Genomic DNA, 15584 nt, shown 5'->3' with positions numbered 1-15584 from the left:
CTACCGGCTCGAGTTCGGTCGCTATCCAGGTGAGGTGCTGCGCGCGGCGTGATGATATGCGCAGGTCACGAGCGGCAGAGGGGTATGGTGCTTGACGTGGTGAGAATGCCCCGACCCGCCAGACCCCACCCGAGCGTGAAGCCGGGAGTCAAGGTCGACGCGCGCAGCGAGCGTTGGCGTGAGCACCGCAAGAAGGTGCGCGGCGAAATCGTCGAGGCGGCGTTCCGGGCGATCGACCGGCTGGGCCCGGAGCTCAGTGTGCGCGAGATCGCCGAAGAGGCCGGCACCGCCAAGCCGAAGATCTACCGCCACTTCCACGACAAGTCGGACCTGTTCCAGGCGATCGGCGAGCGACTGCGCGACATGCTGTGGGCGGGGATCTTCCCGTCGATCGACCTGGCCAACGACTCGGCGCGCGAGATCGTCCGGCGCAGCGTCGAGGAGTACGTCACCCTGGTCGACAGGCATCCCAACGTGCTGCGCGTGTTCATCTCGGCGCGTTCCGGAGCGACCACCGAGTCGACGGTGCGCACCCTCAACGAGGGCCGTCAGATCACGTTGACCATGGCCGACATGTTCGACAACGAGCTCAAGGACTTCAAGCTCGACCACGCCGCGTTCGAGCTGGCCGCGCACGCCGCGTTCGGATCCGCGGCGTCGTCCACCGAGTGGTGGCTGGGCGAGCCAGGCAGCCCGCGGCGCATGCCGCGTGAGCAGTTCGTCGCCCATCTGACCACGATCATGATGGGGGTCATCGTCGGCACCGCCGAGGCGCTGGGCATCGCGGTTGACCCCGATCAGCCGGTCCACAGCGCCGTGCGAAGCAATCCCGCGGCCAGCTGAGCGCTTGCACGGGCGTTGACAACACCCTCGTCATCGATCACGCTCAATGTATCCGATACCCTGGGTACTGGGTATTCGCGTCAGCAGGCCGCGGGTAGACATGAGGTGCGCCGGCTGACGCGATAGCTGACAGGCCGATAGAAGGACCGATCCACTGTGACCGACGCATTGACACAAGCCGAACCGACATCGCCGGCGCAGCAGCCGGTGCATACCCGCGCGCTGATCATCGGGACCGGGTTCTCCGGCCTGGGTATGGGCATCAAGCTGCAGCAGCAGGGTGTCGACTTCGTGATCCTGGAGAAGGCCGACGACGTCGGCGGCACCTGGCGCGACAACAGCTACCCCGGGTGCGCCTGCGACATCCCGTCGCACCTGTACTCGTTCTCCTTCGAACCCAAGCCGGACTGGAAGAACCCGTTCTCCTACCAGCCCGAGATCTGGGACTACCTCAAGGGAGTCACCGAGAAGTACGGGCTGCGCCGCTACATCGAGTTCAATTCGCTGGTCGACCGCGGCCACTGGGACGACGACGAGCACCGCTGGCATGTGTTCACCACCGATGGGCGCGAATACGTCGCCCAGTTCCTGATCTCGGGCGCCGGCGCGTTGCACATCCCGTCGATCCCCGAGATCGAGGGCCGCGACGAATTCCGCGGTCCCGCTTTCCATTCCGCGGAGTGGGACCACGGCGTCGATCTCACCGGCAAGCGGGTGGCGATGATCGGCACCGGCGCCAGCGCGATCCAGATCGTGCCGGAGATCGTCGGGCAGGTCGGCGAACTTCAGCTCTACCAACGCACCCCGCCGTGGGTGGTCCCGCGGTCGAACCCGGACCTCCCGGTTGCGGTGCGCCGGGCCATGGAGAACGTTCCCGGGCTACGGGCGCTGGTGCGGCTGGTCATCTACTGGGGGCAGGAGGCGCTGGCCTTCGGCATGACCAAGCGGCCGAACGCGCTGAAATTCATTGAGGCGTACTGCAAATACAACATCCGCCGCTCGGTCAAGGATCGCGAGCTGCGCCGCAAGCTGATCCCGAACTACCGCATCGGCTGCAAGCGAATCCTGAACTCGTCGACGTATTACGGGGCGGTCGCCGACCCCAAGACCAAGCTGATCACCGATGGCATCAGCCGGATCACGCCCGACGGCATCGTGACGGCCGACGGCACCGAACGTCCGGTCGACGTGATCGTCTACGGCACCGGCTTTCACGTCACCGACTCGTACACCTACGTGCAGATCAAGGGACGTCACGGTGAGGACCTGGTCGACCGGTGGAACCGGGAGGGCATTGGTGCGCATCGGGGGATCACGGTTTCCGACATGCCCAACCTGTTCTTCCTGCTCGGTCCCAACACCGGGCTGGGGCACAACTCGGTGGTGTTCATGATCGAGTCCCAGATCCGCTACGTCGCCGATGCGATCAAGAAGTGCGACGAATTCGGTGCGCAAGCACTGGCGCCGACTCGTGCGGCCCAGGACAAGTTCAACGATGAGCTGCAGGAGCAGCTGAAGGGCTCGGTGTGGAACAGCGGCGGTTGCAGCAGCTGGTACCTCGACGAGCACGGCAAGAACACCGTGTTGTGGGGTGGCTACACCTGGCAATACTGGCGGGCGACCCACTCGGTCAAGGCCGACGAGTATCAATTCTTCGGGGTACGCGGCGGCTCGCGCGCCAAGCGACTCGGCGGCCGCTCAGAGCTGAGCCCCGCCGGGTAGGCATAATCCCAGGCTATTCACCTATACCAATTCGTTTTAGTCTGGGAGTTCAGGGCTTCGTCTGGGACATTGGAGGAAAATGAGCGCCTATCAAACTGTCGTAGTCGGCACCGATGGCTCGGAGTCGTCGTTGCGTGCGGTGGACCGCGCGGGCGCGATCGCTGCTGATCACGGCGCGAAGTTGATCATTGCGACGGCGCATCTCCCGGTCCCCGAGGAGAAGGGCCGCTACGCCATCCCGCCCGGAAGCGACCACGGTCAGGATTACCGGACGGTGGGCGAGGCCCCCTTCTACGCAATCCTGCGGGAAGCCGCGATCCGGGCGCGCAAAGCCGGCGCCCAGAACGTCGAGGAGAAGTCGATCGTCGGTGCCCCCATCACCGCGCTGGTCAACCTGGCCGAAGAGGCCAAAGCCGACCTGCTGGTCATCGGCAACGTCGGACTCGCCAGCGTCGCCGGGCGGCTGCTGGGATCGGTGCCATCCGAAGTCTCTCGCAAGGCCAAGACCGACGTTCTGATCGTGCACACCTCCGACTGAAGCATCGCCGTCGGTCGTACCCGGGCGGAGCGGCTATGTGCCGACGGAAGCCGTTGCGGCGCTGGTCTTTTCGCTTGAATCCTTGACAAAAGACCGCAGGTTCATGCGCACGATCCGATCCAGCGCCCGGTCGGAGACGAGGCGGCTGACCCGCAGCAGGATCGCGGCGTCACGCCCAATCGTGTAACGCGTGCGCGGGCGAGATGAGGTGGCCGCCTTGGCGATGACCTTTGCGGCGTGCTCGGCCGAAACGCCGGCCTCGGTGAAGGATTCTGCTTGCGCCGTAACGGCCGTCGTCAGGTCGCCGTAGCGTGCGAGTTGGGCAGCGGTCATGTTGGCTTTCAGTTCTTGGGCGGTGGCGATTCCCCGTTCGACCATCTCGGTCTTGACCCCGCCGGGTTCGACGACGACGACTTTGATGCCGAGCTTTGCGACCTCCCGTCGCAGGGCATCGCTGACCGCCTCGAGCGCGAACTTTGAACCGGCGTAGGCGCCGTAGGTCGGCAAGACCACCTTCCCGCCGACGGAACTGATGTTCACGACGGTGCCCGAGCTGAGTAGCAGGGCCGGCAGTAGGGCTTGGGTCATCGCGATGTGGCCGAACAGGTTCACCTCGAACTGCTTGCGCCACTGGATAATCGGCAAGGTCTCCACCGGCGCGTTGATCGCGATGCCGGCGTTGTTGATCAGCGCCCGCAGCGGCCGGCGCAGCGGGTCGCTCGCGACGCGGTCCGCGATCGCGGCCACATCCGATTCCATCGTGATGTCGAGGATGACCGGTTCTAGCCCCTCAGGCCCGTCGGCCCGCAACGCGTCGGCATCGGCGTCGCGGCGCACACCGGCGAGCACGTGAAAACCTCTGCGGGCCAGCTCTTTAGCCGTTGCTGCGCCCATTCCGGTGGACGCGCCGGTCACGACGATCAGCTCTTGACGGTCGGTTCGATTCGAGGAATTCATGACGATCTCCATCCGGCGGCAGTGTTTGAGTTGACGTTGTCAACTGAAGTTAGGCGTTCCAGTTGACATTGTCAACTGGATGGCTGGCTTATGCTCGGCGGGTGACCACACGAGCGGAGAGTGCTGCGGCGACTCGCCGCTCGCTGCTCGAGGCCGCGGGGGTATTACTCGACCTCGGCGGCGTCGAGGCGGTCACGCTGCGCGAGGTGGGCGCTCGGGCTGGTGTTTCGCACTCGGCGGCGTATCGCCACTTCGCCGACAAGGAATCGTTGCTCGCGGTCCTGGCCACCAGCGCGTTGAGCGAATTGGGCGACCTACTAGAGGCTTTGGCCAATAGCGACGACTCGCCCGAGAAGTCTTTGCGCTCCGGGCTGCTTTCGTTGATTGACCTCGGCCGCACCCGCCCGCACCTGTACCGGCTGATGTTCACCCCGCCGGCGGGGGACCCGACCGAGGCGATGCAGGTGGCCGAACGGGCGCAGGATCTGTTTCTCGACCTCGTCGGTCGCATCACCGGTCCGGCGCAGGCGAGACGCTACGGAGCGCTGCTGTTGACCAGCGCCCATGGCATCACGGGTCTGGACCTGAGCGGCCACATGGATTTGGACAAGTGGCACACCAATGCCGAGGAACTCGTCGATACCCTTATTTCGGTGTTGCCCAAAGCCTGAGCAGGTCGGCGAAAGCCTTTGCGGCCGCGTCCACGCCGGCATCGTCGTTGGTGGCCACCAGGTCCAGCAGCAGTCCGCGGGTGACGGCCAGCCCGAGCCGCGCCATCGCAGAGTCTGTCGGCTCTTGTCCGATGGCATCCACCGCGCTGAGCCAGCCGTCGACGGCGCCGGGAACCATTCGGGCGAAAGGTGTTTCGCCCTGGGCGGCGCGGGCGTAGCACTCGAAGAAGAGGCGTTCCAGCCGGCGCAGATCGGGCCGGCGTAGATCGGACCACATCGCGGCGAAGCCTTCGGCCGGGTCCGTCGGCAATTCCGAGAGCAGGCCCATCTGGCGGTGCTCGACCTCCTCGACGACCGCCAGCAGCAGCTCCTCTCGAGACCCGAAGTGATGCAGCAACATTCGATGACTGGTGCCGACCGCGCCGGCTACTTCGCGCAGTGAGCGGTCGCCGATGCCGCCGTCGGCGAACGCGTCGATCAGGGCGTCGAGCAGTTCGCGCCGTCGCGCCAGGTCAGGCGTGCGGGCCATTGGCGCGACTGCGCTCCTCAGACCGGGCCTTGAGGCCCCGGGCCTCCATCTCGAGGAACCGCCTGGTCTTCTTGACCATCAGCCACCCGACCGGCGCGCCGAGGAAGCCGCGCTGATCGAGTTCCTGGCGTACCAACGTGCCGCCGCCGGGGCGCGCGGTCACAAAGTGGCGGGCGATGACATTGACGCCGGGGGAGCGTTGCACCCAGGTCCAGGACGTACCCGGCTCGATCTCGGTGACTTTCCACACCAGCTTCTGCATGCCGGGCTGCTTGATCGTGAACCGGTTGCCGACGGCGAGGCCGGGTCCGTCCAGTCCGACCAGGGATGTCACCGACGCGGTCCAGTCGGGCCAGTGCTCGACGTCGCTGAAGACATCCCAAACCAGCTGCGGGGGCGCATCGATCTCGATACTGTCCTCGTTAAACATGTACCAAATGGTACATCGTGTGAAAGGGTTTCGCCTATAGCTCCGCTACCGCGATCGAACCTGCGTCGCGGATCGCTTTTTCGTTGGTGGTTAGTTCCGCAATGGGTTCGGTAAAGCAACGCGTCCGGGGCCCGGTGACCCATTCGGGGTGATGGTGCGGCCGAACCGCCAGCGACAGTCCGTAGTGATTGCGCATCGCCGCCGGGTCTAGGCCCCGCGCCAGTGCGTCTTCACTCGAGGTGAACACGATTCGCCACTTATCGTCGAAGATCTCGGCAATGGCACCGATATCTTCCAAAGCCTGTGCCAGCATGCGCAACTCCGGGTGCTCCGGAAGCAGCGCGGACTCAGCCATGGCCTAACGGTAAGGGCACTAAGGCTGAGAACAGTGGCAGCAGCTATTGCGCGACGCGCGCGTTGAGGTGCTCGATCGCGGCCTCCGCGCCGTTCCACCCTGGGATGCCGGTCACTCCCGGACCCGGATGCGTGCACTGGCCGCAGAGGTAGAGCCCCTCGACCGGGGTGGCGAACTTGTCGGCGCCCTCGACCACCCGCCCGGTCCACAGTTGGTTGGGCTGCAGCAGGCCATGCGAGTAGTCGCCGGCGTGTGCGCTGAAGGTGCTGCCGAAGTAGCGGTTGGAGAACACCACGCGGTTGGTGACGGAGTCGGCGAAGCCCGGCGCATACGTGTCAAAGATTTTCACGCAGGTGTCCGCGTATTGCTCTTTCCAGCTTCGGTTTTCGTCGGCGTCCAGCCCGGTGGGGAAGTAGGGCGTGAAAATCGTTGCGCTGTGCTTGCCTTCGGGCGCCAGCGAGGAGTCGACCATGCTGGGGATGTACAGGTACGTGGGAGGCGCATCGGGCAGCATGCCCTTGCGGTATTGCTCCCATGCGTCGCTGATGTATTCCGGCGACGGTGCATAGGCGACGGTCGGACACCATTGCCCATTGTCCTGCATGTAGGGCTGCAGGCGCTCGATCCATTGCGGCGCTTGATCAATGGTGAGGTGCGCCTGGATGTATCCCAGATTGAAGTTGATCTCCTTGATCTTGCGGATATAGTCGGGCGGAAAGTTCTGCGCGCCGGCCAGATTCACGAACGTGGTGTACGGGTCGAGCGACGACAGCACGACGTCGGCGGAAATCGTTGTGCCGTCGCGCAGTTGGACTCCGGCGGCGCGCCCGCCTTCGACCAGGATCTCCTTCACGTGCTGCTTCATCTGCACCTCGGCGCCCAGCGACTCGGCGCGTTTGCACAGTGCCGTACTCAGTGAGCCGATGCCGCCGCGCGGCATGATGTATTCGACGTTGCCGCCACCGATCAGGTAGTGGTACAGCGTCGACGCATTCGAGCCCGGGGTCCACGGGCCGCCGTCGAACGCGTCGATGGACATCGCGGCCAGCGAGCCCTGGATGCAGCGTCCCTGGTCGGGTGCCAGGAAGCGGCGGACCGTGTCCATCGTGCTGCCGTACCACATCTGGGCGAAGTCGTGGCGGTCCTGCGGCGTGGGCTGGGAGGCGATCACCTCGATGATGTCCAGCGGCGGGCCGAACGCCGAGTCGACGAAATACGGTGCGAAGCGCCCGATGTGGGCGAACAACCCGCCCAGGCCGGTCGCGACGTCGGCTCCGTGATCCTCGAGGAGATGGCGTCCCATCCGCTCCAGGTCGTTGTACATCACGAACGGGGTGTCCGCGGCGTCGCCGAACGTGCACGTCGACGTCCACTGATCCATCAGCTCGAAGCCCCACTTGGTCAGCTCGAGGCGTTCGGTCATCTCTTGGCGCCAGATGAGCACGGCCCAGGCGCCGACGCTGTGCTTGTAGCCGTCGAAGAGTTCCCGGGTCGCGGCCATGCCGCCGAGGAAGTGCGCGCGTTCGAGCACCAGCACTTTCGCGCCGCTCTTGGCCAGCACATTCGCGGCGACTAAACCGTTGTGACCTGCTCCGATGATGATCGCGTCATAGTCCGCCATGCCCACTCCTCCGGTGATAGTCCGTCGACAGAGGCACAATGTCACATGTGACATATTTGCGTCAATGGTGACATTTAGTGGATGCTGACGGCGTGGAAACTCGTAGGCAGCGCACGCGTCAGGCCCTGATACAGGCGGCGATGAAGCGCTTCGTCGCGGACGGCGTGCACCAAACCAGTGTTTCCGACATCGTCGCCGACGTCGGCGTGACCGAGCGGACCTTCTATCGGCACTTCCCGTCCAAGCACGCGGTGATCTTCGCCGATTACGATATCGGTTTCGAGTGGTTCGCTCGCGCGCTGGCGCTGCGCCCGCACGGGGAACCGATCACCGCATCGGTACGAAAAGCCGTGGACGCCTTCCCTTTTGACTTCGCGATGGTCCGCGAGGCCGCCACCATTCGGTCCCGCGACCTCGACCAGGACATCATCACCACGCACATCGGGCGAATGCGCGATCAGGTCGCCGACGAGATCAGCCGATTCATCCACGAACGATCACAGCCGACTGCCGACGGGGCCATGATCGCCGACATCGCGGCACACAGTTTGGCCACCGCGGTGTTTGCCTCGCTGGAAGCGTGGATGAGTAAAGGCGGCGAGGACATCGACGAGCTGAGCCGCCTGACCGACATCGCGCTCAGCGCGTTGGAAGACGGGCTGACGCATACTCTGCGGGATGCCGGACTGGACTGATTCCGTCTAAACGCTGCGACACGTAGACACAACTTCTTGTGTTGCAGCGGCTTGTCGGCCCCCAGGGGTAGTGTTTGTGGTCCGAGTAACAGCAAGCAGTTCAGCAGCCAAAACAGCGTGTGAAGTGGGGTTCTGGTGACCGAAAACATGAAGCTGATCGACCGCGCTTCGGCGATCAACTGGAACCGGGTGCAAGACGAGAAGGACGCCGAGGTCTGGGACCGGCTGACCGGAAACTTCTGGCTGCCCGAGAAGGTGCCGGTGTCCAATGACATCCCGTCGTGGGGAACGCTGACGGCCAACGAGAAGCAACTCACGATGCGCGTCTTCACCGGCTTGACGTTGCTGGACACCATCCAGGGCACCGTCGGCGCGGTCAGCCTGATTCCCGATTCGCTGACGCCGCACGAGCAGGCCGTCTACACCAACATCGCGTTCATGGAGTCGGTGCACGCCAAGAGCTACAGCTCGATCTTCTCCACGCTGTGCTCGACGGCCGAGATCGACGACGCCTTCCGCTGGTCGGAGGAGAACCCCAACCTGCAGCGCAAGGCCGAGATCGTCATGGAGTACTACCGCGGTGACGAGCCGCTCAAGCGCAAGGTGGCCTCCACGCTGCTGGAAAGCTTCCTGTTCTACTCCGGGTTCTATCTGCCGATGTACTGGTCGAGCCGGGCCAAGCTGACCAACACCGCCGACATGATCCGGCTGATCATCCGCGACGAGGCCGTCCACGGTTACTACATCGGCTACAAGTTCCAGCGCGGTCTGGCGATGGTCGACGAGACCAAGCGCACCGAACTCAAGGACTACACCTACGAACTGCTCTTCGAGCTCTACGACAACGAGGTGGAGTACACCCAGGACCTCTACGACGAGGTGGGGCTGACCGAGGACGTCAAGAAGTTCTTGCGCTACAACGCAAACAAGGCGCTGATGAACCTCGGGTACGAGGCGCTGTTCCCACGCGACGAGACCGACGTGAACCCGGCGATCCTGTCGGCGCTGTCGCCCAACGCCGACGAGAACCACGACTTCTTCTCCGGCTCCGGCTCGTCGTATGTCATCGGCAAGGCCGTCGTCACCGAGGACGAGGACTGGGACTTCTAAAGCGGCATCGCCGGCCGGCGCGAAATCTCGTTTCCTGCAGGCGGATCGACGCTGCCTGCGCCACGGCCAGAACTGCCAGACCCGGCTCGGGCAGGATGAACAGGGTGAGCAGTGACGAGCCCGTGGGCGCAACAGACTTCCGTCGCGCTTTGGCGCTGATTCAGCACGGCGAGCGCGGCGACGAAGCCGGGATGCGCGTGATCATCGACGACGAGGTCATTCCCGACGACCGGGTTCGGCAGCTGATCCGCGCCACCGTGTCGATCCTGTGGCAACTGGTGGCTCAGCTGTGCGAACCGCACGAAATCGCGGAGATCGGCCAAACCCTGACCTCGGCGGCCGCGCCCGACGAGGTCGATCTCGACCGCGACAACCGACTGGTGGCCCGGATGGCGATGGCGCAGCATTCGGGAGATCCCGGCGTCGAGGACGAGGTGCTGCGCGACGCGGCCACCGCGCCGGACGGTCTGGTCCGTCTCGCGCTCACCGCCGCCGGTGTCGTGTCGGCGATGCTGCCCCAGTTGCGCACCGACGTCGGCCGGCAATTGCTCAACAACTTGGCCATGCAAGCTCTCCGCGAGGAAAACAGCTGATAGGCAACCAGCTGGATGCCCACATTTTGCGCTGTCTTAGGCGCCCGACGTTAGCCTGCGCCCCATGGCACGGGCCGTCGTCGTCCTAGATCGTCAGAGGCGGGCGCTGCCGCTCAATGGTGAACGCCGTAGGCCGCGGCGCAAGCAACCCCAGGTGGCCGGCCGCCCTCGACCGAATCCGCCGTCGCACAGTGTTCGAAAGCGCCACGGAATACGTTGGTGGTTAACCGAACTCGTCATTCCCACCGTCGTCGCGCTCGTCACCGGAGCGATCGTGGCGGTGGGAACCATCAAGGGACAGGCCTACTCGACGACGCTCGCGAGGACCCGGCGCCAACCTTACGGGCGCAAACTTCGATCAAACCGCGCTGTATGGGGCGGATCTGAAAACCGCCAATCTCACGGGCGCATCGTTGACGTGCATCTACTACGACACCTCCACCTCGTGGCCGCCCTGGTTCGTCCCTGCGCCAAGCCGCGACCCGCGTTGTGAGGCCAGGGGAGGGCGCCACCGCTGGCCGCACCGTGCAGCGGTTCGCCGGGCACCCGGCGTCGGCCTAGGAGGCGTCAGCTAATGCCGCAGACCCCGAGGCCGTCCGGGCAGTTGATGGTGCATCCCCCGGTCGCGGAGGCGGCAAAGGTGAGAACCAGGGCGACGAGGAGTTTGCTCGTGAGACCAGACATGACCACTCCGTTCTTCCGGGCCGGGCCCGGGCCGTTGTCGGCTCGCTCATCGTAGTTCGCTGGAGCAGCAAAGAGAATGGATTTTGCTCGGGCCGCCCGCCGGCCACCGGCGCGGGATTCAAAGCGTCAGATGTTCAGGTCGTGAACGGCATGTGAATTGTCACCATGGTCCGACGCCACGGCAGCGCCCCTACCCCGAGACTGGGGGGGTGTCGGAACATCACTCTCACAAGCACGCGAAATTCCTCAAGTCAGTGATCCGCTGGCTGGACGTCGGCTACCCGCAAGGCGTTCCCGGCCCCGACCAGGTGGCGTTGTTCGCTCTGCTGCGGAGCACCCCCCTGACCCCCGAGCAACTTCAAGAGGTCGCTCACAAGATTGCGGTGCAGGAATCGCAGCCGGGAGCTGACGGCGTCGTCAGCAAGGACGAGATCGCCGAATTCATCACCAAGCTGACCCACCACGACCCCGGCAAAGAAAACATTCAGCGGGTGGCCGCCATCCTGGCCGCCGCCGGTTGGCCGCTTGCCGGGATCAGCGTCAGCACGGTTGCTCCCGACGACGAGCACGCTGCCGCGGCCGAAGAGATCGGCTGGCGGCGCGACGACGTGGCCGAGGGCGCCTCACAGAGTTGAGATGTCGATGACGAAGCGGTAGCGCACGTCGCTGGCGAGCACCCGCTCGTAGGCCTCGTTGACGTAATCCGCTTCGATGACCTCGATTTCGGGGGTCACATCATGCTCGGCGCAGAAGTCGAGCATCTCCTGAGTTTCCGCGATGCCGCCGATGTTCGACCCGGACAGGCTGCGGCGTGCCAGCGCCAACGGGAACGCGCCGATTTCCATCGGGTGCTCGGGGATGCCCAATTCGACGAGCGTGCCGTCGACGTCGAGCAGACCCACGTAGTCGTCGAGCTTCAGGTTCGCCGAGACCGTGTTCAGGATCAGGTCGAAGCTGCTGCGCAACTTCGTGAAGGTGTCGCGGTCGGAGGTGGCGTAGTAGTTGCTGGCGCCCAGGCGGAGCCCGTCTTCCATCTTCTTCAGCGACTGTGACAGCACGCTCACCTCGGCGCCCATCGCCGCGCCCAGCTTGACCCCCATGTGGCCGAGGCCGCCGAGGCCGATGATCGCCAGCCGGGTGTCCGGCCCGGCCTTCCAGTGGCGCAGCGGGGAGAACAGCGTGACACCCGCGCACAGCAGCGGCGCCGCCTTGTCCAGCGGCAGCGAGTTCGGGATGCGCAGCACGAAGTTCTCGTCGACGACGATCGCCTGGCTGTAGCCGCCGTACGTCGGGGTGCCGTCCTTGTCGGTGGAGTTGTAGGTGAAGGTCGCGCCCCCCTTGCAGTACTGCTCGAGTCCGGCCTTGCAGCTGCTGCACTGGCGGCAGGAGTTCACCATGCAGCCGACGCCGACGTGGTCGCCGACCTTGTGCTTGGTCACCTCGGCGCCGACGGCGGTCACCACACCGGCGATCTCGTGGCCGACGACGACCGGGTAGTTCGGCACACCCCATTCGGATTTGGCCGTGTGGATGTCGGAGTGGCAGATGCCGGCGAACTTGATGTCGATAGCGACGTCGTGCGGGCCCGGATCGCGGCGGGTGATGGTGGTCTTGGTCAGTGGCTCCGTCGCCGAAGTCGCCGCATACGCGGAAACAATGCTCATAGCGATCCCTTTTCGATTCGGTTGCGTCCTAGAAAAGCTTAGCTACGGTAAAGGTTTCAGGCCAATCGTGCTGGTCACGCATGAACCTATGGCGAGGTATGCGTACCGAATCGGCGCTAATTGATTGCGGCGTTGACCAGGCGCAGGTCATCCACGATGCCCCGGGCCGCGATCACGCCCTCGCCGGTCTGCCATACCTCGTCGTTGACGATGTAGACCCGGTTGTCGCGGTTGGCGGACAGCTTGCGCCACGGGGCGCTGTCCAGAATCGTCGCGGCACGGTCGGCGGCGGCGCGGGTGGCGCACGACATGTAGATGACGTCGGCCTCGGCCGCGGAGAAATCCACGCCCTTCGACAGGTCGGCGTCGGTCGCGCCGATCTCGATGTAGGGCTTGTCGGTGAACCGTTGGGAAGCCGGCCGGTCCACCCCTACCGCGCCGAGCACACTGGCCGGGAAGTTGTTGGCGCCGTAGATCCGCAGCTTGTCGGTGGTCAGCTGGACAACCGACGCCTGGAAGTGGGCGGCGTCGTGGGAGGCCCCGATCTGGTTGGCCCGCTGAGTGAAACCGCCGAGCAACGCGTCGACGGCGCCGCCGCGTGCCGTCGCGTCGCCGACAATGCGCAGGTTATCCTCCCATGCCGCGCCGGGTGCCGCGGTGAACACCGTCGGGGCGATCGCCGCCAGCTTCGGATACGTCCTCGGCGTCAGCGCGACCGAGCCCAGAATCAGGTCCGGGTGCAGCGCCGCGATCGCCCGCAGGTCGGGATTGCTCCGGGAGCCGACGCCGGGCAGTGCGTGCACCGCGTCGCCGAGATAGGACGGCTGACTCGACGAGTCGTCCGGCAGCGCCGCGGCGATCACGCGCGATTGCAGGCCAAGCGCGCACAGGCCGTCGAGCTGATCGCCGGAAAGCACGACGATGCGCTGCGCCTCCGCGGGCACCTGGACCGAGTCCGGCGTGACCCCCGCGGCGTTGTGGGCCTGCCGGGTCGCCGGCCCCGAATCGGCCGGCGCCGCGTCCCGCGCGCACGACTCGTCGGGCTTGCGATCGTTGCCCAGCACCCCGGCGCCCGCGATCTGCGTGGTCGGTGTGACCATCGAGCGCGCCGTCGGTCCTTTGGAATCGGATCCGCAACCGCTGCATGTCACGGCCGCGGCCGCCGTGATCGCGACTGCCGTGACTGTGGCCATCAAGCGGTCCTTGACGGACTCCTTGAAGGGTCTCGGGGTGGGTCGTCTACCGCCGGATTGCACGCGTTCGAGGCTAACATCGGGCCAGCTGGGAACCGGTCTGCCGGCGCGGCCCGGCGGCCGCGATGACCCAATTACGACAGTTTGTAGGACCAGGCCTGCCACCGGCGAGATCGGGGGCTAAGATTTGGGGGAACCCCTGTCTGGGATGGATGTTTGGAGGAGCTGTTGACAGCCGAAGCGCCCCCGTTGGGAGAACTCGAGGCCGTTCGGCCGTACCCGGCCAGGACTGGTCCCAAAGGGAACCTGATCTACAAACTGATCACGACGACCGATCACAAACTGATCGGCATCATGTATTGCGTCACCTGCTTCATCTTCTTCTTTATCGGCGGGCTGCTGGCGCTGCTGATGCGCACCGAGCTGGCCGCGCCGGGTCTGCAGTTCTTGTCGAATGAACAGTTCAACCAGCTGTTCACCATGCACGGCACGATCATGCTGCTGTTCTACGCGACCCCGATCGTGTTCGGCTTCGCCAACCTGGTGCTGCCGTTGCAGATCGGTGCGCCCGACGTGGCGTTCCCGCGTCTGAACGCCTTCTCGTTCTGGCTGTTCCTGTTCGGTGCGACGATCGCGATGGCCGGTTTCATCACGCCGGGCGGGGCCGCCGACTTCGGCTGGACCGCCTACACGCCGTTGACCGACGCGATCCACTCACCCGGGGCCGGCGGCGACCTGTGGATCATGGGCCTCGCCGTCGCCGGTCTGGGCACGATCCTCGGTGCGGTCAACATGATCACCACCGTGGTCTGCATGCGCGCCCCCGGCATGACGATGTTCCGGATGCCGATCTTCACCTGGAACATCCTGGTGACCTCGATCCTGGTGCTGATCGCGTTCCCGCTGCTGACCGCGGCGCTGTTCGGACTGGCCGCCGACCGCCACCTGGGCGCCCACATCTACGACTCGGCCAACGGCGGAGTTTTGTTGTGGCAGCACCTGTTCTGGTTCTTCGGCCACCCCGAGGTGTACATCATCGCCCTGCCGTTCTTCGGCATCGTCTCGGAGATCTTCCCGGTCTTCGCGCGCAAGCCGATCTTCGGCTACACCACGCTGGTCTACGCGACGCTGTCGATCGCCGCACTGTCGGTCGCGGTGTGGGCGCACCACATGTTCGCCACCGGAGCCGTTCTGCTGCCGTTCTTCTCGTTCATGACCTATCTGATCGCGGTGCCGACGGGGATCAAGTTCTTCAACTGGGTCGGCACAATGTGGAAGGGCCAGTTGACCTTTGAGACGCCGATGCTGTTCTCGGTCGGCTTCATGATCACCTTCCTGCTGGGCGGACTGACCGGGGTGCTGCTGGCCAGCCCGCCGCTGGACTTCCACGTCACCGACAGCTACTTCGTGGTCGCGCACTTCCACTATGTGCTGTTCGGCACCATCGTGTTCGCCACCTACGCGGGAATCTACTTCTGGTTCCCGAAGATGACCGGTCGGCTGCTCGACGAACGACTGGGCAAGCTGCACTTCTGGTTGACCTTCATCGGTTTCCACACCACGTTCCTGGTTCAGCACTGGCTGGGTGACCAGGGCATGCCGCGCCGTTACGCCGACTACCTGCCCACCGACGGCTTCCAGGGCCTGAACATCGTCTCGACGGTGGGGGCCTTCATCCTGGGCGCCTCGATGTTCCCGTTCGTGTGGAACGTCTTCAAGAGCTGGCGCTACGGCGAAGTGGTCACCGTGGACGACCCATGGGGTTACGGCAACTCGCTGGAGTGGGCGACCAGTTGCCCACCGCCGCGGCACAACTTCACCGAGCTGCCCCGAATCCGTTCGGAGCGACCGGCTTTCGAGCTGCACTATCCACACATGGTCGAGCGCATGCGCGCCGAGTCGCACGTCGGTCGAAGCCATGGCAAAGAGGGCCACGACGTCACCCGGCTCGAAGACGTCGACGTCCGCAGCTAATGGCC

General features: G+C 65.0%; 16 protein-coding genes and 1 pseudogene. 10 read left to right on the top strand and 7 right to left on the bottom strand.

Going from position 1 to position 15584, the window contains the following annotated elements:
- Positions 1-105 precede the first annotated feature (105 nt).
- The 3 genes from G6N55_RS08970 to G6N55_RS08960 all read left to right on the top strand — a co-directional run bounded on the left by G6N55_RS08970 (position 106) and on the right by G6N55_RS08960 (position 3103).
- Positions 106-843, top strand: a complete 738-nt coding sequence (locus tag G6N55_RS08970) for a TetR/AcrR family transcriptional regulator (protein WP_085227044.1) — start codon at positions 106-108, stop codon at positions 841-843.
- 156 nt (positions 844-999) lie between these two features.
- On the top strand, positions 1000-2565 hold the full coding sequence (locus G6N55_RS08965) for a flavin-containing monooxygenase (RefSeq protein ID WP_085226086.1): 1566 nt from the start codon (positions 1000-1002) through the stop codon (positions 2563-2565).
- A 79-nt stretch (positions 2566-2644) separates the two neighbouring features.
- Complete coding sequence (locus G6N55_RS08960; protein WP_085226088.1) at positions 2645-3103, top strand: universal stress protein; 459 nt, start codon at positions 2645-2647, stop codon at positions 3101-3103.
- Positions 3104-3136: 33 nt separating this feature from the next.
- Here G6N55_RS08960 and G6N55_RS08955 read toward each other — a convergent pair whose 3' ends face one another.
- Positions 3137-4060: an SDR family NAD(P)-dependent oxidoreductase gene (locus tag G6N55_RS08955; protein ID WP_085227046.1), complete on the bottom strand. Its 924-nt coding sequence runs from the start codon at positions 4058-4060 to the stop codon at positions 3137-3139.
- Between the two features lie 101 nt (positions 4061-4161).
- Between G6N55_RS08955 and G6N55_RS08950 the strand changes: the two genes are divergently transcribed.
- On the top strand, positions 4162-4731 hold the full coding sequence (locus G6N55_RS08950) for a TetR/AcrR family transcriptional regulator (RefSeq protein WP_085226090.1): 570 nt from the start codon (positions 4162-4164) through the stop codon (positions 4729-4731).
- On the opposite strand, the gene G6N55_RS08945 is transcribed toward G6N55_RS08950, so the two are convergent.
- From G6N55_RS08945 to G6N55_RS08930, 4 genes are read right to left on the bottom strand one after another with little or no spacing between them, the layout of a single operon-like run.
- Positions 4706-5260 carry a TetR/AcrR family transcriptional regulator gene (locus G6N55_RS08945; protein ID WP_085226092.1) on the bottom strand — a complete coding sequence of 185 codons (555 nt, stop codon included), beginning with the start codon at positions 5258-5260 and terminating at the stop codon, positions 4706-4708. The two genes, G6N55_RS08950 and G6N55_RS08945, sit on opposite strands and share 26 nt — an antisense overlap.
- On the bottom strand, positions 5244-5690 hold the full coding sequence (locus tag G6N55_RS08940; protein ID WP_085226094.1) for an SRPBCC family protein: 447 nt from the start codon (positions 5688-5690) through the stop codon (positions 5244-5246). The genes G6N55_RS08945 and G6N55_RS08940 overlap by 17 nt, the downstream gene beginning before the upstream one ends.
- A 34-nt stretch (positions 5691-5724) precedes the next feature.
- On the bottom strand, positions 5725-6045 hold the full coding sequence (locus tag G6N55_RS08935; RefSeq protein ID WP_085226096.1) for a hypothetical protein: 321 nt from the start codon (positions 6043-6045) through the stop codon (positions 5725-5727).
- 43 nt (positions 6046-6088) lie between these two features.
- Positions 6089-7666 carry a phytoene desaturase family protein gene (locus G6N55_RS08930; RefSeq protein ID WP_163667243.1) on the bottom strand — a complete coding sequence of 526 codons (1578 nt, stop codon included), beginning with the start codon at positions 7664-7666 and terminating at the stop codon, positions 6089-6091.
- A gap of 92 nt (positions 7667-7758) precedes the next feature.
- Here G6N55_RS08930 and G6N55_RS08925 point away from each other — a divergent pair, with 92 nt between their 5' ends.
- The 5 genes and pseudogenes from G6N55_RS08925 (at position 7759) to G6N55_RS08905 (ending at position 11383) form a co-directional block, all read left to right on the top strand.
- On the top strand, positions 7759-8361 hold the full coding sequence (locus tag G6N55_RS08925) for a TetR/AcrR family transcriptional regulator (RefSeq protein WP_139827052.1): 603 nt from the start codon (positions 7759-7761) through the stop codon (positions 8359-8361).
- 135 nt (positions 8362-8496) lie between these two features.
- Complete coding sequence (gene nrdF, locus G6N55_RS08920; RefSeq protein WP_179968134.1) at positions 8497-9471, top strand: class 1b ribonucleoside-diphosphate reductase subunit beta; 975 nt, start codon at positions 8497-8499, stop codon at positions 9469-9471.
- Positions 9472-9575: 104 nt separating this feature from the next.
- Complete coding sequence (locus G6N55_RS08915; RefSeq protein WP_139827053.1) at positions 9576-10064, top strand: hypothetical protein; 489 nt, start codon at positions 9576-9578, stop codon at positions 10062-10064.
- A gap of 344 nt (positions 10065-10408) precedes the next feature.
- A pseudogene (locus G6N55_RS30310) lies at positions 10409-10639 on the top strand (pentapeptide repeat-containing protein); the annotation flags it as partial.
- Between the two features lie 318 nt (positions 10640-10957).
- Entirely contained in the window at positions 10958-11383 is a 426-nt protein-coding gene (locus tag G6N55_RS08905) for a DUF3349 domain-containing protein (RefSeq protein ID WP_139827054.1), read from the top strand.
- On the opposite strand, the gene G6N55_RS08900 is transcribed toward G6N55_RS08905, so the two are convergent.
- Together G6N55_RS08900 and G6N55_RS08895 are read right to left on the bottom strand one after the other, a co-directional pair.
- Positions 11372-12412, bottom strand: coding sequence for an NAD(P)-dependent alcohol dehydrogenase (locus G6N55_RS08900; RefSeq protein WP_085226106.1), 1041 nt, complete (start codon positions 12410-12412; stop codon positions 11372-11374). The genes G6N55_RS08905 and G6N55_RS08900 overlap by 12 nt on opposite strands.
- A gap of 116 nt (positions 12413-12528) precedes the next feature.
- Positions 12529-13605, bottom strand: a complete 1077-nt coding sequence (locus tag G6N55_RS08895) for an iron-siderophore ABC transporter substrate-binding protein (protein WP_085226108.1) — start codon at positions 13603-13605, stop codon at positions 12529-12531.
- Between the two features lie 228 nt (positions 13606-13833).
- Between G6N55_RS08895 and ctaD the strand changes: the two genes are divergently transcribed.
- Positions 13834-15579, top strand: a complete 1746-nt coding sequence (gene ctaD, locus G6N55_RS08890) for an aa3-type cytochrome oxidase subunit I (RefSeq protein WP_085227052.1) — start codon at positions 13834-13836, stop codon at positions 15577-15579.
- Positions 15580-15584 lie beyond the last annotated feature (5 nt).

The sequence above is a fragment of the Mycobacterium florentinum genome, assembly GCF_010730355.1.
Classification (GTDB): Bacteria; Actinomycetota; Actinomycetes; order Mycobacteriales; family Mycobacteriaceae; genus Mycobacterium; species Mycobacterium florentinum.
Note: the sequence above shows the minus strand (reverse complement) of the source record. Positions and strands in the feature narration are given on the sequence as shown.

Coding starts and splice junctions, on each gene's coding strand:
- G6N55_RS08970 (WP_085227044.1), top strand. CDS start 106: ATGCCCCGACCCGCCAGACCCCACCCGAGCGTGAAGCCGGGAGTCAAG.
- G6N55_RS08960 (WP_085226088.1), top strand. CDS start 2,645: ATGAGCGCCTATCAAACTGTCGTAGTCGGCACCGATGGCTCGGAGTCG.
- G6N55_RS08955 (WP_085227046.1), bottom strand. CDS start 4,060: ATGAATTCCTCGAATCGAACCGACCGTCAAGAGCTGATCGTCGTGACC.
- G6N55_RS08945 (WP_085226092.1), bottom strand. CDS start 5,260: ATGGCCCGCACGCCTGACCTGGCGCGACGGCGCGAACTGCTCGACGCC.
- G6N55_RS08940 (WP_085226094.1), bottom strand. CDS start 5,690: ATGTTTAACGAGGACAGTATCGAGATCGATGCGCCCCCGCAGCTGGTT.
- G6N55_RS08935 (WP_085226096.1), bottom strand. CDS start 6,045: ATGGCTGAGTCCGCGCTGCTTCCGGAGCACCCGGAGTTGCGCATGCTG.
- G6N55_RS08930 (WP_163667243.1), bottom strand. CDS start 7,666: ATGGCGGACTATGACGCGATCATCATCGGAGCAGGTCACAACGGTTTA.
- G6N55_RS08900 (WP_085226106.1), bottom strand. CDS start 12,412: ATGAGCATTGTTTCCGCGTATGCGGCGACTTCGGCGACGGAGCCACTG.
- G6N55_RS08895 (WP_085226108.1), bottom strand. CDS start 13,605: ATGGCCACAGTCACGGCAGTCGCGATCACGGCGGCCGCGGCCGTGACA.